Genomic DNA, 15548 nt, shown 5'->3' with positions numbered 1-15548 from the left:
GCCGTGTCAGCCGCAGACGCTGTATCGACCATCCCCGCCGGCAAGGTCCTGAACCTCCGCCGCCCGCTGCTGGTGGCGGGCGCCTTCGCGGTCCTGGGGCTGGTCGTTTCCGGCGTGCTCGGCCACATCCTCGCGGGCGTGTTCGGAACCGTGGGGCTCGCGCTCGGCCTGGTCAACACCCTGCTCGTGCAGCGGTCGGTGTCCCGTGTGACGATCAGCGAGAATCCCAGCAAGCGGGCACTGGCGCTGTCCGCGCTCGGTCGGCTGGCCGTGATCACGGCGATCGCGCTGCTGATCGCCATCCTGGTGCGGCCGGAGGGCATGGGTGTGTTCGTCGGGCTCGCCCTCTTCCAACTGATCATTACCGCCAACACCGCCGGAACGGTCGTGAAGGAGCTTCGTCAGCAATGAGTGACCGGGTTCTCGCCGCCGAGGGCAACATCGAGGTCGGGCAGCACCCGACCGCCGAGTTCCTCGGGATGACGTTCAACGTGGACACCATCCTGGCGACGGTGGTTGCCGCGGCGATCCTGATCGGGCTGGCGTTCGCGCTGCGTGCGAAGGTCACCTCCGGGGTACCCAGCGGCGTGCAACTGTTCTTCGAGGCGGTCACCAAGTGGATCCGCGGGCAGGTGGAGGCCACCATCGGCGTCACCATCGCGCCGTTCGTGGTGCCGCTGGCGATGAGCCTGTTCCTGTTCATCTGGATCTCGAACTGGCTGTCCGTGCTGCCGGTGCAGGCCGCGGGCAAGGATTTCCTGCCGCCGCCGGCCTCGGACACGAACTTCACCTTCGCGCTCGCGCTGCTGGTGTTCGTCTGGTACCACGCGGCCGGAGCGCGCCGGCGCGGGCCGGGCAGGCACGCGGCGCAACTGGTCCGGGGGCACGTCGCGTTCCTCGCCCCGATCAACATCATCGAGGAGATCGCGAAGCCGGTCTCGCTGTCACTCCGTCTTTTCGGCAACATCTTCGCCGGCACGATCCTGGTCTCGCTGATCGCGCTGTTCCCCGCCTACATCCTGTGGGCGCCCAACGCGATCTGGAAGACCTTCGACCTGTTCGTCGGATTCATTCAGGCCTTCATTTTCGCCATCCTGACGGTTCTGTACTTCAGTCAGGCCATGGAGAAACACGAGCACTGATTTTCCGATCGGTGCGTTTGGGGAAAACCGAAGAACGTTCTCACGCTAGAGAGACGAGGTTAGGGAGAGTCATGGCTGACATCAACAGCGCGATCACGATGGCCGGGGCCTTGGTGGGCGGTGGCCTGATCCTTGGCGGCGGTGCCATCGGTGCGGGTATCGGCGACGGTCTGGCGGGTAGCCAGTTCATCGCCGGCATCGCGCGGCAGCCGGAGGCGCAGGGCCGGCTGTTCACCCCGTTCTTCATCACCGTCGGTCTGGTCGAGGCGGCCTACTTCATCAACCTCGCCTTCATGGCGCTGTTCGTCTTCTCCCTCGGCGGCAAGTGATCATGCCGGGTCAGGTTCTCGCCGCAGAGGGGAACTCGAACTTCCTGCTCCCCAACGGCACGATCTTCGCGGAGATCCTCATCTTCGCGATCGTGCTGCTGGTGATCTGGCGGTACGTGCTGCCTCCGGTGCAGAAGGCACTGCGGGAGCGGCACGACATGGTCCAGCGCCAGTTGGACGAGAGCCGCCAGGCGAGTGAGCGGTACGAGGCCGCGAAGGAGAAGTACGCCGAGGCGCTGGCCGAGGCGCGTGCCGAGTCGGCCCGGATCCGCGAGGAGGCCCGGGCCGAGGGGCAGCAGATCATCGACGAGATGCGGCAGCGGGCCGAGGCCGAGGTCGCCGACATCCGGCGGCGCGGCGAGGAGCAACTCGCCGCGCAGCGGGAGCAGGCGACCCGCGAGCTATACGCCCAGGTCGGCACGCTGTCCACGACGCTGGCGAGCCGGGTGCTCGGCGAGGACGTCTCCGCCGACCCCCGGCACCGGGAGACCGTGGACCGGTTCCTCAGCGAGCTGGGAGGTAGGTCGTGATGGGTGAGGTCGCGAAGTACATCAGCTCGCTGTTCGCCTTCGCGGTGATCATCGGCTTCCTGTGGTGGAAGGTCGTTCCTCCGGTGCGCAAGCTGATGCGCGAGCGCCAGGAGGAGGTGCGCCGCCAGCTCGAGGAGGCCAGGCGCGCCGAGGAGCGGCTCGCCGAGGCGGAGCGCAAGTTCCAGGACGCGGTCGCCGAGGCGCGCACCGAGGCGGCCAAGATCCGGGACACCGCCCGGGTGGACGCCGACCGTATCCGTGAGGAGATGCGGCAGCGGGCCGACGCGGAGGTGGAGCGCGTCCGCCAGCGCGGCGAGGAGCAGCTCGCGCTGATGCACCAGCACGTGGTGCGCGAGCTGCAGGCGCACGTCGGCGGGCTGGCCGCCCAGCTTGCCGAGCGGTTGGTCCGCGAGCACCTCGGCGACCCGGCCAGGCGCGCGGCCACCGTGGACCGCTTCCTCGGTGAGCTGGAGGGCATGGCCGCCCCGGAGGCCGAGCGGGCCGGCACCGCCGGTGCCGCGGTGGGCAAGGGAGACGCGTGATGCAGTTCACCAGCAGGTTGTCCCTGGCCGTGGTGCGGGACCGGTTCGAGGAGCAGGTCGGCGGCACCGAGACCGGCGCGCTGCACCGGCTCGCCGACCAGCTTTCCGAGGCGGCCCGGGTGCTGGACACCGAGCGGGTGCTGCGCCGGTACCTGGCCGACCCGGCGGCGGCGGAGTCCGGCCGCCGGGGCCTGGCCGAGCGGGTGTTCGGCGGCAAGCTCGACGCCGCGGCGCTCGACCTGCTCCTCGAGGTGGTGACGCAGCGCTGGTCGCGCACCACCGACCTGGTCGACGCGCTGGAGTCGCTCGCCCGGCAGGCCCTGCTGGCGTCGGCCGAGCGGGACGGCGCGCTGGACGAGGTGGAGGACGAGCTGTTCCGCTTCGGCCGGGTGCTCGACTCGGAGAGCCGCCTGCGGGAGCTGCTGGAGGACACCTCGGCGCCGGCGCCCGGCCGGCTTGACCTGCTCCGTGGGCTGCTGGCGGACAAGGTGAAGCCGGTTACGCTGCAGTTGCTGGAGCAGGCCGTGCGGGCGCCGCGGCACCGTAGCCTGGACGCGGTGGTGCAGCAGCTCGCCGAGCTGGCCGCGTCCCGCCGCAACCGTTCGATGGCGCAGGTGGTCGCCGCGGAACCGCTGTCGGCGGAGCAGGAGGAGCGGCTCGCGACGGTGCTGTCCCGAATCTACGGGCGGCCCGTCTCGATCCAGGTCGAGATCGACCCCGAGGTCATCGGCGGCATGGTGGTCCGGGTCGGCGACGAGGTCATCGACGGCAGCATCGCCACCCGGCTGGCCAGGGCGAGCCGGGACCTCCCGAGGTGAGGCGGCCGAACCACAGCGGGCGCTGACCGGCGGACCACAACCCACCCCGAACCACGCGGCACAACTACGAGAGCAGGACGGCAGGAGCATGGCGGAGCTGACGATCTCCTCGGACGAGATCCGGAGCGCGATCGAGCAATACGTCTCCAGCGTCTCGACCGAGACCTCGCGCGAAGAGGTCGGGACCGTCGTCGAGACCGGTGACGGGATCGCCCACGTCGAGGGGCTGCCCTCGACGATGACGAACGAGTTGCTGGAGTTCCCCGGGGGCATCCTCGGGGTCGCACTCAACCTGGACACCCGGTCCATCGGTGCGGTCATCCTGGGTGACTTCGAAAAGATCGAGGAAGGCCAGGAGGTCAAGCGCACCGGAGCCGTGCTTTCGGTTCCGGTGGGCGACGGCTACCTGGGCCGCGTGGTGAACCCGCTGGGCCAGCCGATCGACGGCCGCGGCGAGATCGAGACCGAGGAGCGCCGCGTCCTCGAACTGCAGGCACCCAGCGTGATGCAGCGGCAGCCGGTGTCCGAGCCGCTGCAGACCGGGATCAAGGCGATCGACTCGCAGACCCCGATCGGCCGCGGCCAGCGGCAGCTCATCATCGGTGACCGCAAGACCGGCAAGACCGCGGTCTGCGTGGACACCATCCTCAACCAGAAGGGCAACTGGGAGAGCGGCGACCCGGCCAAGCAGGTGCGCTGCATCTACGTGGCGATCGGGCAGAAGGGCTCCACCATCGCCGCGGTGCGGCAGGCGCTGGAGAACGCCGGGGCGATGGAGTACACCACCATCGTCGCCGCGCCGGCGTCCGACTCGGCCGGCTTCAAGTGGCTCGCCCCGTACGCCGGCTCGGCCATCGGCCAGCACTGGATGTACCAGGGCAAGCACGTGCTGATCGTCTTCGACGACCTGTCCAAGCAGGCCGAGGCGTACCGCGCGATCTCGCTGCTGCTGCGCCGGCCGCCGGGCCGCGAGGCCTACCCGGGCGACGTGTTCTACCTGCACTCCCGGCTGCTGGAGCGGTGCGCCAAGCTGTCCGACGAGATGGGTGGCGGCTCGATGACCGGCCTGCCGATCATCGAGACCAAGGCCAACGACGTGTCGGCGTACATCCCGACCAACGTCATCTCCATCACCGACGGCCAGTGCTTCTTCGAGACCGACCTGTTCAACCAGGGTGTCCGCCCGGCCATGAACGTCGGTATCTCGGTGTCCCGGGTCGGCGGTGACGCGCAGATCAAGGCGATGAAGCAGGTGGCCGGTTCGCTGCGGCTGGACCTGTCGCAGTACCGCGAGCTGGAGGCGTTCGCCGCCTTCGCCTCCGACCTCGACCCGACGTCGAAGGCGCAGCTCGACCGCGGTGCCCGGCTGGTCGAGCTGCTCAAGCAGCCGCAGTACACGCCGTTCCCGGTCGAGGAGCAGGTGGTGTCCATCTACCTGGGCACCAAGGGCCACCTCGACTCGGTGGCGATCGAGGACGTCAGCCGGTTCGAGTCCGAGTTCCTGGACTACGTCCGGCACCACGCCTCGGACGTGCTCACCGACATCCGGGAGTCCGAGAAGCTCTCCGAAGAGACCGAGAAGAGGCTCGTGGACACCGTCGAGGAGTTCAAGAAGAGCTTCACCCCGTCGGGCGGTGCCCCGGTGGTGCAGGAGCGGGCGGAGCCGATGGACGCCTCCGCCGAGGCCAAGGAGTCCGTCCAGGTCGCCCGGCCGGCGCCGGAGAAGAAGTGATCGGGTAGAGCGAGCATGCCAGCACAGCTACGCGTACTGCGGCGCAGGATCCGCTCGACCCAGTCGATGCGGAAGATCACCAAGGCGCAGGAGCTCATCGCGACCTCGCGCATCGCCAAGGCGCAGGCCCGGGTGCAGGCCGCACGGCCGTACGCCGCCGAGATCACCAACGTGCTGTCGGCCGCCGCCGACGCGTCCGCCCTGGACCACCCGCTGCTGGTGGGCCGGCAGAACCCGCGCCGGGCCGGCGTCATCGTGGTGACCTCCGACCGGGGGCTGTGCGGCGCCTACAACGCCAACGTGCTGCGCCAGGCCGAGGAACTGCTGGCGCTGCTGCGCCAGGAGAACAAGGACCCGCAGCTCTACGTGGTCGGCCGCAAGGGACTGAACTACTACACGTTCCGCAGGCGGGAGATCGCGGCGCAGTGGACCGGGTTCTCCGAGCGGCCGGCCTACGCCGACGCGGCGGCCATCGCCGGGCCGGTGGTGCGGGCGTTCTGCGCCGGGGCCGACGAGGACGAGGAGTCCCGCGCCCGGTACCAGCCGGCCGGCAGCGAGGAGACCGTCCGGCTGGCCGGGATCGACGAGCTGCACATCGTCTACACCGAGTTCCGCACCATGCTCAGCCAGGTGACGGTGGCCAGGCGGCTCGCCCCGATGGAGGTCGAGTACGGGGTGCCGGAGGCGGTCCGGACGCTGTACGAGTTCGAGCCGGACGCCGACGAACTGTTCAAGAATCTGGTGCCGAAGTACGTCGGCACGCGGATCTACGCGGCCCTGCTGGAGGCGTCGGCGTCGGAGTTGGCGTCCCGGCAGCGGGCCATGAAGTCCGCCACGGACAACGCCAACGACCTCATTCGCGACCTCACGCTGCAGGCCAACCAGGCTCGCCAGGCCCAGATCACCCAGGAGATCAGCGAGATCGTCGGTGGTGCCAACGCGCTCGCCGCTGCCGCAGGAAGTGAAGACTAACGATGACCGCAACTGATGTTTCCACCCAGACGGCAACCGGCCGGGTCGTTCGAGTCACCGGACCGGTGGTCGACGTCGAGTTCCCCCGGGACGCGGTGCCCGAACTGTTCAACGCGCTGCACGCCGAGGTCGCCCTCCCCGAGCTGGCCAAGACGCTGACCCTGGAGGTCGCCCAGCACCTGGGTGACAACCTGGTCCGCGCCATCTCCATGCAGCCCACCGACGGCCTGGTGCGTGGTGTCGAGGTGGTCGACACCGGCAAGCCGATCTCCGTGCCGGTCGGCGAGGAGGTCAAGGGCCACGTCTTCAACGCCCTCGGCGCGTGCCTGGACGAGCCGGGCTACGGCCAGGACCTGGAGCACTGGAGCATCCACCGCAAGGCTCCGGCGTTCGACCAGCTCGAGGGCCGCACCGAGATGCTGGAGACCGGCCTGAAGGTGGTCGACCTGCTCACCCCGTACGTGCGTGGTGGCAAGATCGGCCTGTTCGGCGGCGCCGGCGTGGGCAAGACGGTGCTCATCCAGGAGATGATCAACCGGATCGCCCGCAACTTCGGTGGTACCTCGGTGTTCGCCGGCGTCGGCGAGCGCACCCGTGAGGGCACCGACCTCATTCTGGAGCTGCGCGAGGCGGACGTCATCAAGAACACCGCCCTGGTGTACGGGCAGATGGACGAGCCGCCGGGCACCCGTATGCGGGTCGCGCTGTCCGCGCTGACCATGGCGGAGTACTTCCGCGACGTGAAGCAGCAGGACGTGCTGCTGTTCATCGACAACATCTTCCGGTTCACCCAGGCCGGCCAGGAGGTCTCCACGCTGCTGGGCCGCATGCCCTCGGCGGTGGGTTACCAGCCGACCCTGGCCGACGAGATGGGTGAGCTGCAGGAGCGGATCACCTCGACGCGGGGCCGGTCGATCACCTCGATGCAGGCGATCTACGTGCCCGCGGACGACTACACCGACCCGGCGCCGTCCACCACGTTCGCCCACCTGGACGCCACCACGGAGCTGTCCCGGACGGTGTTCCAGAAGGGCATCTTCCCCGCGGTGGACCCGCTGGCCTCCAGCTCCACCATCCTCGACCCGCAGATCGTCGGCGAGGAGCACTACCGGGTGGCCCAGGAGGTCATCCGGATCCTGCAGCGGTACCAGGACCTCCAGGACATCATCGCGATTCTCGGTATCGACGAACTGTCCGAAGAGGACAAGCAGCTGGTGCACCGGGCGCGCCGCATCGAGCGGTTCCTGTCGCAGAACATGATGGCCGCCGAGCAGTTCACCGGTCAGCCCGGTTCGAATGTGCCGCTCAAGGAGACCATCGAGGCGTTCGACAAGATCACCAAGGGTGAGTACGACCACCTGCCCGAGCAGGCGTTCCACCTGGTCGGTGGTCTCGACGACGTCGAGAAGAAGGCCAAGGAACTCGAGCGCTGACGGCACGGCGCGCCGGGGCGCCGGGTTGACCCCGGCGCCCCGGCGCCCGCACACCGAACCCTCTACACTCGACCCAGCGGTGCTGTTCGCCGTCCCGGCGGAAGAGCGCACCTCGGCGGTGCCAACCGCCACCTCGGCGGGGGAAAGTACCTCGGCGGTGCTATCTGCTGCCTCGGCGGGAGAAAGTACCTCGGCAGAAGACGAAGGAGTGCCGCGTGGCTGAGATGACCGTCCGCCTGGTAGCGGTGGAGCGCGAGGTGTGGTCCGGGACGGCCACCTTCGTCTTCGCGCGGACCACCGTGGGTGAGGTCGGTATCCTGCCCAAACACCTGCCCCTGCTGGCCGAACTGGTCCAGGGTGAGATGGTCCGCATCGACTCGACCGACGGGGGCGAGATTCACGCCGCGGTGGACGGAGGCTTCCTCTCGGTCACCGAGGACGGCGTGAGCATCCTCGCCGAGTCGGCCGAGCTGCGCGAGGAGATCGACGTCGACCAGGCTCGCGCCGACTACGAGTCGCACGACCCGGAGGTACACCTGCGGGGCAGGGCCCGGCTGCGGGCCGCGGGTCACTCGGTCCAGTGAGCTGACCAACCGGCGCGAGGGGCAGGAGCGGCCAGTGGCAATCACCGGGTGGGTAGTGGTGCTCCTGCTGCTGGTCGTCGTGGCCGGCACCCTGACCCTGCGCCGGTGGTTGGCCATCCGGGAGGGTGTGCCGGTCGCGCTGCGCCAGCGCCTGGAGGGCACCGGCCGCGGCTGGCATCTCGGCATTGCCCACTACCGGGGCGGTGACTTTCTCTGGTACCGGGTGCTCGGCGTGAGCACCCGGCCCGACCGGGTTATCCGGCGCAGCGGGCTGGAGATCGCCGCCCGCCGCGAGCCGGACGCCACGGAGAGCTACGCCATGCCCCGGGGGGCGACCGTGCTCCGCTGCCGCGCCGACGCCGGCGACATCGAACTCGCCATGGGGGCCGACACGCTCACCGGATTCCTGTCCTGGTTGGAGTCGGCCCCGCCCGGCCGCGCCGTGCCCTGGGCCTCCTGAGCCCCGTTCGCCGGTCTTCACGTACCGCAAACCCGGGACCTGGTGGTCCTGCCGACCGTCACTGGGCGCCCTCGGTGCCGTTCCGCTCGGCGGCGGCGTCCTCGGCCGCGGCCTCGGCGCCCTCCGCGTTGGCACCCGGGCGCCACAGCACGTCGCCGTCCGGGTTCGCCACCCGGGCCAGGATGAACAGCAGGTCGGAGAGCCGGTTCAGGTACTTGGCGGTGAGCGGGTTGGTGCGCTCCGCGTCCACCTCCAGCAGCGCCCAGGCGCCGCGTTCCGCTCGGCGGGCCACCGTCCGCGCGGTGTGCAGTAGCGCGGCCGCGGGCGTCCCTCCGGGCAGGATGAACGAGTCCAGCTTGCCCAGCCGCTCGTTGAACTCGTCGCACCAGCGCTCCAGCCTGGCGATGTACGGCTCGGTCACCCGCAGCGGCGGGTATTTCGGGTCCGGCACGATCGGGGTGCACAGGTCGGCCCCGACGTCGAACAGGTCGTTCTGCACCGCCCGCAGCACGGCCGCGACGTCCTCGGCCACGTGACCCAGGGCCAGCGCCGTCCCGATCGCCGCGTTGGCCTCCTCGACGTCGGCGTAGGCGACCAGCCGGGGATCGGTCTTGGGCACCCGGCTGAAGTCGCCCAGCCCCGTCGTTCCGTCGTCGCCGGTGCGGGTGTAGATACGAGTCAGGTGCACGGCCATGCCAGCACCCTACGGGGTGCTCCTGGCCCGCCGCCGATCCCGGTGGCCTCGTACCATGGCCGGCGGTGCCTGTACCGGTCAGGATGCCCGACCGGGACGCCGCGGTGTTCTTCCGGGCGGCGTTCGGCGAGGGTCGGCGGCCGCGCGACCGCCGTGCGAGGGCGAAGAGACCCACACGATGCACGTAGTTGACCGAGGAGATCCCCAGTGAGTGAGCATTTCCGGGTCCGCGGCGGCGCGCGGCTGACCGGAGAGGTCGAGGTCGTCGGCGCGAAGAACAGCGTGCTCAAGCTGATGGCGGCGGCACTGCTGGCCGAGGGCACGACCACCATCACCAACTGCCCGGAGATCCTCGACGTGCCGCTGATGGCGGACGTGCTGCGCGGCCTGGGCTGCGAGGTGACCGTGGACGGCGGCACGGTGCTGATCACCACGCCGGCCGAGCTGAGCCACCGCGCGGACTTCGCCTCCATGGGCAAGCTGCGCGCCTCGGTGTGCGTGCTCGGCCCGCTTGTCGGCCGGTGCCGGCGGGCGGTGGTCGCGCTGCCCGGCGGCGACGCGATCGGCTCCCGCCCGCTGGACATGCACCAGAACGGTCTGCGCCAGCTCGGCGCGCACAGCGAGATCGAGCACGGCTGCGTGGTCGCCGAGGCCGAGGGGTTGCACGGCGCGCAGATCTGGCTGGACTTCCCGAGCGTGGGCGCGACCGAGAACATCCTGATGGCCGCCGTGATGGCGGACGGAACCACGGTGATCGACAACGCGGCGCGCGAGCCGGAGATCGTCGACCTGTGCACCATGCTGCAGCAGATGGGCGCCCGGATCGAGGGAGCCGGCACCTCCACGCTCACCGTGCACGGCGTGGACACCCTGCACCCCACCGAGCACCGGGTCATCGGGGACCGGATCGTCGGCGCCACCTGGGCGTTCGCCGCCGCGGTCACCCGTGGTGACGTGCATGTGCGCGGGGTCAACCCGCACCACCTGGACCTGGTGCTGGAGAAACTGCGTACCGCGGGCGCGGAGATCACCACCTTCGACGACGCCACCGAGCAGGGCTTCCGGGTGGTGATGGACGGCCGGCCCAAGGCGGTCGACTTCGTCACCCTGCCCTACCCGGGCTTCGCCACCGACCTGCAACCCTTCGCGGTGGCGCTGGCCGCGGTGGCGGACGGCACGTCGATGATCACCGAGAACGTGTTCGAGGCCCGGTTCCGGTTCATCGAGGAGATGGTCCGGCTCGGCGCGGACGCCCGCACCGACGGCCATCACGCGGTCATCCGCGGCGTGGAGCGGCTGTCCAGCGCCCCGGTGTGGGCCTCGGACATCCGGGCCGGTGCCGGGCTGGTGCTGGCCGGGCTGTGCGCCGAGGGCATCACCGAGGTGTGGGACGTCTTCCACATCGACCGCGGCTACCCGCTGTTCGTGGAGAACCTGCAGAAACTCGGCGCCGACGTGCACCGCGTGTCGGCTCCGCCGGAACGTTAGGCGCGCCGTCGGATCCGCGTAGCCGGGCCGTGGCTGTCGTGGCCGGATGCGGTTGTGGTGTTGGGTGGCCCGGTCTCCGCGCCTGTCGACCCCTTCGGGGCGCGCGGGCCGGCGGAGCGTGCCTGGCTAGCGCTCGTCGTGCAGCACCAGCCGGGCGGCCACCTCGTCGTCGGGGAAGACCAGCACCCGGCAGCCGGCGCCGTCCCCGGACGGCGCGGTGGTGGCCCGCACACCCTCGGTCCGCAGCCGCTCGGCGGCGGACCGGGTCGGCGCCGAGGCCACCTCGCGGAGCAACCCGTAGCCGCTCCCGTCACCGTCGTCGGGGAGCGGGCCGATCGAGCGGTCGTCCCCGAAGGCCCACCGCAGCAGGCCGATGAGCAGGATGAACATCGGCAGCACGAGGAGCCAGTCGACGACGAGCACACCACTATCGTGCGCCGCACCCGGGCGGGTCACCATCCGTCGTTCGGGGTGTGGTAGGGGCCCCTCGCATGTACCCGCCGTGTGCGAGACCCTGGAAGAGATCCGGGGCGCGAGCTGTGAGCAACTGCACGGCTCCCGCCGAGGTTACCCGCCAGTACCCTGGCCGCAACACACTGCCAATTTCAGAGGTTCGCGTTATTCAGCGGTCTCCCCGCGGCCCACCACGCCGGTCGCCCCGCCGGCGAGTCCCGCGGGTGGCCCGCGGTCGCTGGGCCTTCTGGATAACGCTCACAACGGAGTGGAGGTGGCGGCCGTGCCGTACCCGAGCGACCGGGAGCGGGACCGCCCGTGGGTGATGCGTACATATGCGGGTCACTCCTCGGCGGCCGCGTCCAACGCGCTGTACCGGAGGAACCTCGCCAAGGGCCAGACCGGGCTCTCGGTGGCCTTCGACCTGCCCACGCAGACCGGTTACGACCCGGATCACGAGCTCGCCAAGGGTGAGGTCGGCAAGGTCGGCGTGCCGATCAGCCACATCGGGGACATGCGCCAGCTCTTCGACGGCATCCCGCTGGCCGAGGCCAACACCTCGATGACCATCAACGCGACGGCCATGTGGCTGTTCGCGCTGTACGTGGCGGTGGCCGAGGAGCAGGGCGCGGACATCTCGAAGCTCTCCGGCACCACGCAGAACGACATCATCAAGGAGTACCTGTCCCGGGGCACCTACGTGTTCCCGCCGGGGCCGAGCCTGCGGTTGATCACCGACATGGTGGCCTGGGCGGTGCACCACGTGCCGAAGTGGAACCCGATCAACATCTGCAGCTACCACCTGCAGGAGGCGGGCGCCACCCCGGTCCAGGAGGTCGCGTACGCGCTGTGCACCGCGATCGCCGTGCTGGACGCGGTGTTCGACGCCGGCCAGGTGCCCGAGGACCGCAAGGGCGACGTGGTCGCGCGGATCTCGTTCTTCGTCAACGCCGGCGTGCGGTTCGTCGAGGAAATGTGCAAGATGCGCGCGTTCGCCGCGCTCTGGGACGAGATCACCCGCGACCGCTACGGCATCGAGAACCCCAGGCACCGGCGGTTCCGCTACGGGGTGCAGGTCAACTCCCTCGGGTTGACCGAGTCGCAGCCGGAGAACAACGTGCAGCGGATCGTGCTGGAGATGCTCGCGGTCACGCTGTCCCGCAACGCCCGGGCCCGGGCGATCCAGCTCCCCGCGTGGAACGAGGCGCTCGGCCTGCCCCGGCCGTGGGACCAGCAGTGGGCGCTGCGCATGCAGCAGGTGCTGGCCTACGAGACCGACCTGCTGGAGTACCAGGACATCTTCGACGGCTCACCGGTGATCGAGGCCAAGGTCGAGGAGATCATGGCCGGCGCCCGGGAGGAGATCGACCGGGTGCAGGCGATGGGCGGCGCGGTGGCCGCCGTGGAGAGCGGCTACATGAAGTCGCAGCTGGTCGGCTCGCTGGCCGAGCGGCGGCGGCGGATCGAGTCCGGCGAGGAGATCATCGTCGGGGTGAACAAGTTCGACACCACCGAGCCAAGCCCGCTGCAGGCCGAGGGCGCCAAGGCGATCGAGACGGTGGCCCCCGAGGTGGAGCAGGCCGCTGTCGAGGCCGTCCAGGCGTGGCGGGCCGGCCGGGACGCGGCCGCGGTGGACACCGCCCTGCGCGACCTGCGGGACGCGGCCAAGACCGACACCAACCTGGTCGAGGCGACGCTGGCATGCGCCCGCGCCGGGGTGACCACCGGCGAGTGGGCCGGCGCGCTGCGCGAGGTGTTCGGCGAGTACCGGGCGCCCACCGGCGTGTCCGCGGCCGCCGCCGGCGGCGAGGCCGGCGAGGAGCTGGCCGCGGTGCGCGAGCGGGTGAAGGCCACCGGTGAGGAACTCGGCGAGCGGCTGCGCATGCTGGTCGGCAAGCCCGGGCTGGACGGCCACTCCAACGGTGCCGAGCAGATCGCCGTCCGCGCCCGCGACGTCGGCTTCGAGGTCATCTACCAGGGCATCCGGCTGACCCCTGCGGAGATCGTGGCGGCCGCCGTGCAGGAGGGCGTGCACGTGGTCGGGCTGTCCGTGCTGTCCGGCTCGCATATGGAGGTCGTGCCGGCGGTGGTGGACGGGCTGCGCCAGGCCGGCGCCGGGGACATCCCGGTGGTGGCCGGCGGCATCATCCCGGCGGAGGACGCCGCGCTGCTGGAGGAGCGCGGGGTGACCAAGGTGTTCACCCCCAAGGATTACGCCCTGACCACGATCATGAACAGCATCGTGGACGTGGTCCGCGCCGCCCACGGCCTGCCGACCTGACGGCCGCCCGCCGGCGGGGTGACCTGCGGTGTCGTCACCCCGCCAGCGCCGGCGGTTCCGCACGGCCTAGCGTCGGGCCGCGACGGTGCCGTGACGGTAGGGAGGCGCGATGCTGGGCATGGACGGGTTGTGGCGGCTTCCCGCGAGCCGGACCCGGTCGATCACGCCGGAGAACCCGACCGGGGAGAAGGGGCGGGGCGGCATGGCGACCGAGGGCACCGGCGCCAGGGCCGCCCGGGAACTCGGCCAGGGTTGGAAGGTCTCCCCGTCCATCGACCTGAAACCGGGCGACACGGCGGTGCTGGCCGACATCGCCGGGCCGGGCATCATCCAGCACTTCTGGCTCACCGCGCCGGAGGGTGTCGAGCGCAGCATGGTGCTGCGCGCGCACTGGGACGGCGAGGAGCACCCGTCGATCGAGGTGCCGCTCGGCGACTTCTTCTGCAACGGCTGGTGCGAGCGGGCGTACGTGAACTCGCTGCCGGTCGCGGTCAACCCGGCCGGCGGGTTCAACAGCTACTGGCCGATGCCGTTCCGCGAGCGGGCCCGGCTCACCCTCGAGCACCGTGGCCGGCGGGTGATCAGTTCCAGCGCACCGGTGTACTACCAGATCACCTACGCGGAAACCGACGTGCCGGACGACGCGGCGTACCTGCACGCGACCTGGCGGCGCAGCAACCCGTTGGGGCACAAGGAGGTGCACACCGTGCTGGACGGGGTGCGCGGGCGCGGCCAGTACGTCGGCACCTACCTCGCCTGGCAGGCCAACAGCGACGGCTGGTGGGGCGAGGGCGAGGTCAAGTTCTACCTGGACGGTGACAACGAGTTCCCGACCATCTGCGGCACCGGCACCGAGGACTACGTCGGCGGGGCGTGGAACTTCGAGGCGCCGCCGGGCCGGTACGGCCGCTACTCCACGCCGTTCCTCGGGCTGCCCCAGGTGATCGGCGACGGCGTGTACCGCGCCGGCCAGCGGTTCGGCATGTATCGCTGGCACATTCCCGACCCGATCCGCTTCGACGCCGACATCCGGGTCACCGTGCAGGCGCTCGGCTGGGGCGCGCTGGGCAAGTACCGCACGCTGCCGGACGACATCGCCTCCACCGCGCTGTGGTACCAGGTCGAACCGCACGAGCCGCAGCCACCGCTGCCGCCCGCCAAGGACCTGCGCGTCTGACGCCCTGCGGCGCCGACCGCCGCCCCCGAATCCGCATTCAGCACCCTCAACGGGGCCTCCGAGCACGCCCAGACCCCCGTTGAGCGTGCTGAACGGGGGTCACGAACGGCGGGCTGGCCGAGTAGCGTCGAAGGCATGGGTGACTACCGGCACATCCTGGTGAAGCAGGCCGACGACACGGTGCGGATCACGATGAACCGCCCGGAGCGGCGGAACTCGCTGTCCGAGGAGCACCTCGCCGAGCTGCTGGCCGCCTTCCGCGCGGCCGGCGACACCAATGCCACCGGGATCGTGCTGGCCGGCGAGGGGCCGGTGTTCTCCGCCGGCCACGACTTCGCCGACGTGGCCGCCCGCGACCTGCTCGGGGTGCGCCGGCTGCTCGAGCTGTGTACCGAGCTGATGCGCACCGTCGAGTCCGTGCCGCAGGTGGTGATCGCCCGGGTGCACGGGCTGGCCACCGCCGCCGGCTGCCAGCTCGTCGCCTCCTGCGACCTGGCGGTGGCCGCCGAGTCGGCCGGGTTCGCGCTGCCCGGCGGCAGGGGCGGCTGGTTCTGCCACACCCCGGCGGTGCCGGTGGCCCGCGCGATCGGCCGCAAGCGGCTCATGGAGATGGCGCTCACCGGCGACCCGGTGGACGCCCGCACCGCCGAGCAGTGGGGCCTGGTGAACCGGGTGGTGCCGGACGGCGAGCTGGACCGCGCCGTGGACGAGTTGCTGGCCCGCGCCACCCGGGGCAGCCGGGCCAGCAAGGCGCTGGGCAAGCGCACCCTCTACGCGCAGCTCGACCGCCCCGAGGCGGACGCCTACACCCTCGCCGTCGAGGTGATGGCCGCCGCGTCGCAGCTCCCCGCCGCCCGCGAGGGCATGGCCGCGTTCCTGGAGAAGCGCCACCCCGTCTGGCCAGAGTGACGCC

At 70.8% G+C, this 15548-nt stretch carries 17 protein-coding genes; 15 read left to right on the top strand and 2 right to left on the bottom strand.

The features are described from left to right. The first annotated feature begins 3 nt into the window (after positions 1–3). The 11 genes from FFT21_RS20110 to FFT21_RS20060 all read left to right on the top strand — a co-directional run bounded on the left by FFT21_RS20110 (position 4) and on the right by FFT21_RS20060 (position 8542). Positions 4–411, top strand: a complete 408-nt coding sequence (locus FFT21_RS20110) for an ATP synthase subunit I (protein ID WP_192909649.1) — start codon at positions 4–6, stop codon at positions 409–411. Further along, positions 408–1142: a F0F1 ATP synthase subunit A gene (gene atpB / locus FFT21_RS20105; RefSeq protein ID WP_137815456.1), complete on the top strand. Its 735-nt coding sequence runs from the start codon at positions 408–410 to the stop codon at positions 1140–1142. The genes FFT21_RS20110 and atpB overlap by 4 nt, the downstream gene beginning before the upstream one ends. A 71-nt stretch (positions 1143–1213) precedes the next feature. After that, positions 1214–1471, top strand: a complete 258-nt coding sequence (locus FFT21_RS20100; protein WP_137815455.1) for a F0F1 ATP synthase subunit C — start codon at positions 1214–1216, stop codon at positions 1469–1471. Positions 1472–1473: 2 nt separating this feature from the next. Beyond that, positions 1474–2001 carry a F0F1 ATP synthase subunit B gene (locus FFT21_RS20095; protein ID WP_137815454.1) on the top strand — a complete coding sequence of 176 codons (528 nt, stop codon included), beginning with the start codon at positions 1474–1476 and terminating at the stop codon, positions 1999–2001. Beyond that, positions 2001–2543: a F0F1 ATP synthase subunit B gene (atpF, locus tag FFT21_RS20090; protein ID WP_137815453.1), complete on the top strand. Its 543-nt coding sequence runs from the start codon at positions 2001–2003 to the stop codon at positions 2541–2543. The genes FFT21_RS20095 and atpF overlap by 1 nt, the downstream gene beginning before the upstream one ends. Further along, the gene (locus FFT21_RS20085) at positions 2543–3361 is read left to right on the top strand and encodes a F0F1 ATP synthase subunit delta (protein WP_137815452.1); all 819 of its coding nucleotides are present in this window, start codon (positions 2543–2545) and stop codon (positions 3359–3361) included. Before atpF ends, FFT21_RS20085 begins: the two co-directional genes overlap by 1 nt. Positions 3362–3449: 88 nt before the next feature. After that, on the top strand, positions 3450–5093 hold the full coding sequence (gene atpA, locus FFT21_RS20080; protein ID WP_137815451.1) for a F0F1 ATP synthase subunit alpha: 1644 nt from the start codon (positions 3450–3452) through the stop codon (positions 5091–5093). 15 nt (positions 5094–5108) lie between these two features. After that, on the top strand, positions 5109–6065 hold the full coding sequence (locus FFT21_RS20075; protein ID WP_137815450.1) for a F0F1 ATP synthase subunit gamma: 957 nt from the start codon (positions 5109–5111) through the stop codon (positions 6063–6065). 2 nt (positions 6066–6067) lie between these two features. Further along, complete coding sequence (gene atpD, locus FFT21_RS20070) at positions 6068–7498, top strand: F0F1 ATP synthase subunit beta (RefSeq protein WP_137815449.1); 1431 nt, start codon at positions 6068–6070, stop codon at positions 7496–7498. A 215-nt stretch (positions 7499–7713) separates the two neighbouring features. Beyond that, positions 7714–8082 (top strand): F0F1 ATP synthase subunit epsilon, encoded by a 369-nt coding sequence (locus FFT21_RS20065; protein ID WP_137815448.1) that lies wholly within the window; start codon positions 7714–7716, stop codon positions 8080–8082. Between the two features lie 34 nt (positions 8083–8116). Beyond that, positions 8117–8542 (top strand): DUF2550 domain-containing protein, encoded by a 426-nt coding sequence (locus FFT21_RS20060; RefSeq protein WP_137815447.1) that lies wholly within the window; start codon positions 8117–8119, stop codon positions 8540–8542. Positions 8543–8600: 58 nt separating this feature from the next. Here the strand turns inward: FFT21_RS20060 and FFT21_RS20055 are convergent, their stop codons facing one another. Further along, positions 8601–9236 (bottom strand): cob(I)yrinic acid a,c-diamide adenosyltransferase, encoded by a 636-nt coding sequence (locus tag FFT21_RS20055; RefSeq protein ID WP_137815446.1) that lies wholly within the window; start codon positions 9234–9236, stop codon positions 8601–8603. Between the two features lie 207 nt (positions 9237–9443). Between FFT21_RS20055 and murA the strand changes: the two genes are divergently transcribed. Beyond that, positions 9444–10724, top strand: coding sequence for a UDP-N-acetylglucosamine 1-carboxyvinyltransferase (gene murA / locus FFT21_RS20050; RefSeq protein WP_137815445.1), 1281 nt, complete (start codon positions 9444–9446; stop codon positions 10722–10724). A gap of 126 nt (positions 10725–10850) precedes the next feature. Here murA and FFT21_RS20045 read toward each other — a convergent pair whose 3' ends face one another. Further along, positions 10851–11147: a hypothetical protein gene (locus FFT21_RS20045; RefSeq protein WP_225978577.1), complete on the bottom strand. Its 297-nt coding sequence runs from the start codon at positions 11145–11147 to the stop codon at positions 10851–10853. Between the two features lie 313 nt (positions 11148–11460). Between FFT21_RS20045 and FFT21_RS20040 the strand changes: the two genes are divergently transcribed. The 3 genes from FFT21_RS20040 (at position 11461) to FFT21_RS20030 (ending at position 15544) form a co-directional block, all read left to right on the top strand. Continuing rightward, positions 11461–13458 (top strand): ethylmalonyl-CoA mutase, encoded by a 1998-nt coding sequence (locus FFT21_RS20040; protein WP_137815443.1) that lies wholly within the window; start codon positions 11461–11463, stop codon positions 13456–13458. Between the two features lie 109 nt (positions 13459–13567). Beyond that, complete coding sequence (locus FFT21_RS20035) at positions 13568–14635, top strand: glycoside hydrolase family 172 protein (protein WP_137815442.1); 1068 nt, start codon at positions 13568–13570, stop codon at positions 14633–14635. A 135-nt stretch (positions 14636–14770) separates the two neighbouring features. After that, positions 14771–15544: an enoyl-CoA hydratase-related protein gene (locus tag FFT21_RS20030; RefSeq protein ID WP_137815441.1), complete on the top strand. Its 774-nt coding sequence runs from the start codon at positions 14771–14773 to the stop codon at positions 15542–15544. The last annotated feature ends 4 nt before the right edge of the window (positions 15545–15548 follow it).

It is taken from the genome of Gandjariella thermophila (genome assembly GCF_005405885.1).
Taxonomy (GTDB): domain Bacteria; phylum Actinomycetota; class Actinomycetes; order Mycobacteriales; family Pseudonocardiaceae; genus Gandjariella; species Gandjariella thermophila.
The sequence above is the reverse complement of the archived record's forward strand: the minus strand, read 5'-3'. Positions and strand labels throughout refer to the sequence as shown.

What these genes read in the sequence shown, in the direction of transcription:
- atpB (WP_137815456.1), top strand. Translation starts at nt 408, where the DNA reads ATGAGTGACCGGGTTCTCGCCGCCGAGGGCAACATCGAGGTCGGGCAG.
- FFT21_RS20100 (WP_137815455.1), top strand. Translation starts at nt 1,214, where the DNA reads ATGGCTGACATCAACAGCGCGATCACGATGGCCGGGGCCTTGGTGGGC.
- FFT21_RS20095 (WP_137815454.1), top strand. Translation starts at nt 1,474, where the DNA reads ATGCCGGGTCAGGTTCTCGCCGCAGAGGGGAACTCGAACTTCCTGCTC.
- atpF (WP_137815453.1), top strand. Translation starts at nt 2,001, where the DNA reads ATGGGTGAGGTCGCGAAGTACATCAGCTCGCTGTTCGCCTTCGCGGTG.
- FFT21_RS20085 (WP_137815452.1), top strand. Translation starts at nt 2,543, where the DNA reads ATGCAGTTCACCAGCAGGTTGTCCCTGGCCGTGGTGCGGGACCGGTTC.
- atpA (WP_137815451.1), top strand. Translation starts at nt 3,450, where the DNA reads ATGGCGGAGCTGACGATCTCCTCGGACGAGATCCGGAGCGCGATCGAG.
- FFT21_RS20075 (WP_137815450.1), top strand. Translation starts at nt 5,109, where the DNA reads ATGCCAGCACAGCTACGCGTACTGCGGCGCAGGATCCGCTCGACCCAG.
- atpD (WP_137815449.1), top strand. Translation starts at nt 6,068, where the DNA reads ATGACCGCAACTGATGTTTCCACCCAGACGGCAACCGGCCGGGTCGTT.
- FFT21_RS20055 (WP_137815446.1), bottom strand. Translation starts at nt 9,236, where the DNA reads ATGGCCGTGCACCTGACTCGTATCTACACCCGCACCGGCGACGACGGA.
- FFT21_RS20035 (WP_137815442.1), top strand. Translation starts at nt 13,568, where the DNA reads ATGCTGGGCATGGACGGGTTGTGGCGGCTTCCCGCGAGCCGGACCCGG.
- FFT21_RS20030 (WP_137815441.1), top strand. Translation starts at nt 14,771, where the DNA reads ATGGGTGACTACCGGCACATCCTGGTGAAGCAGGCCGACGACACGGTG.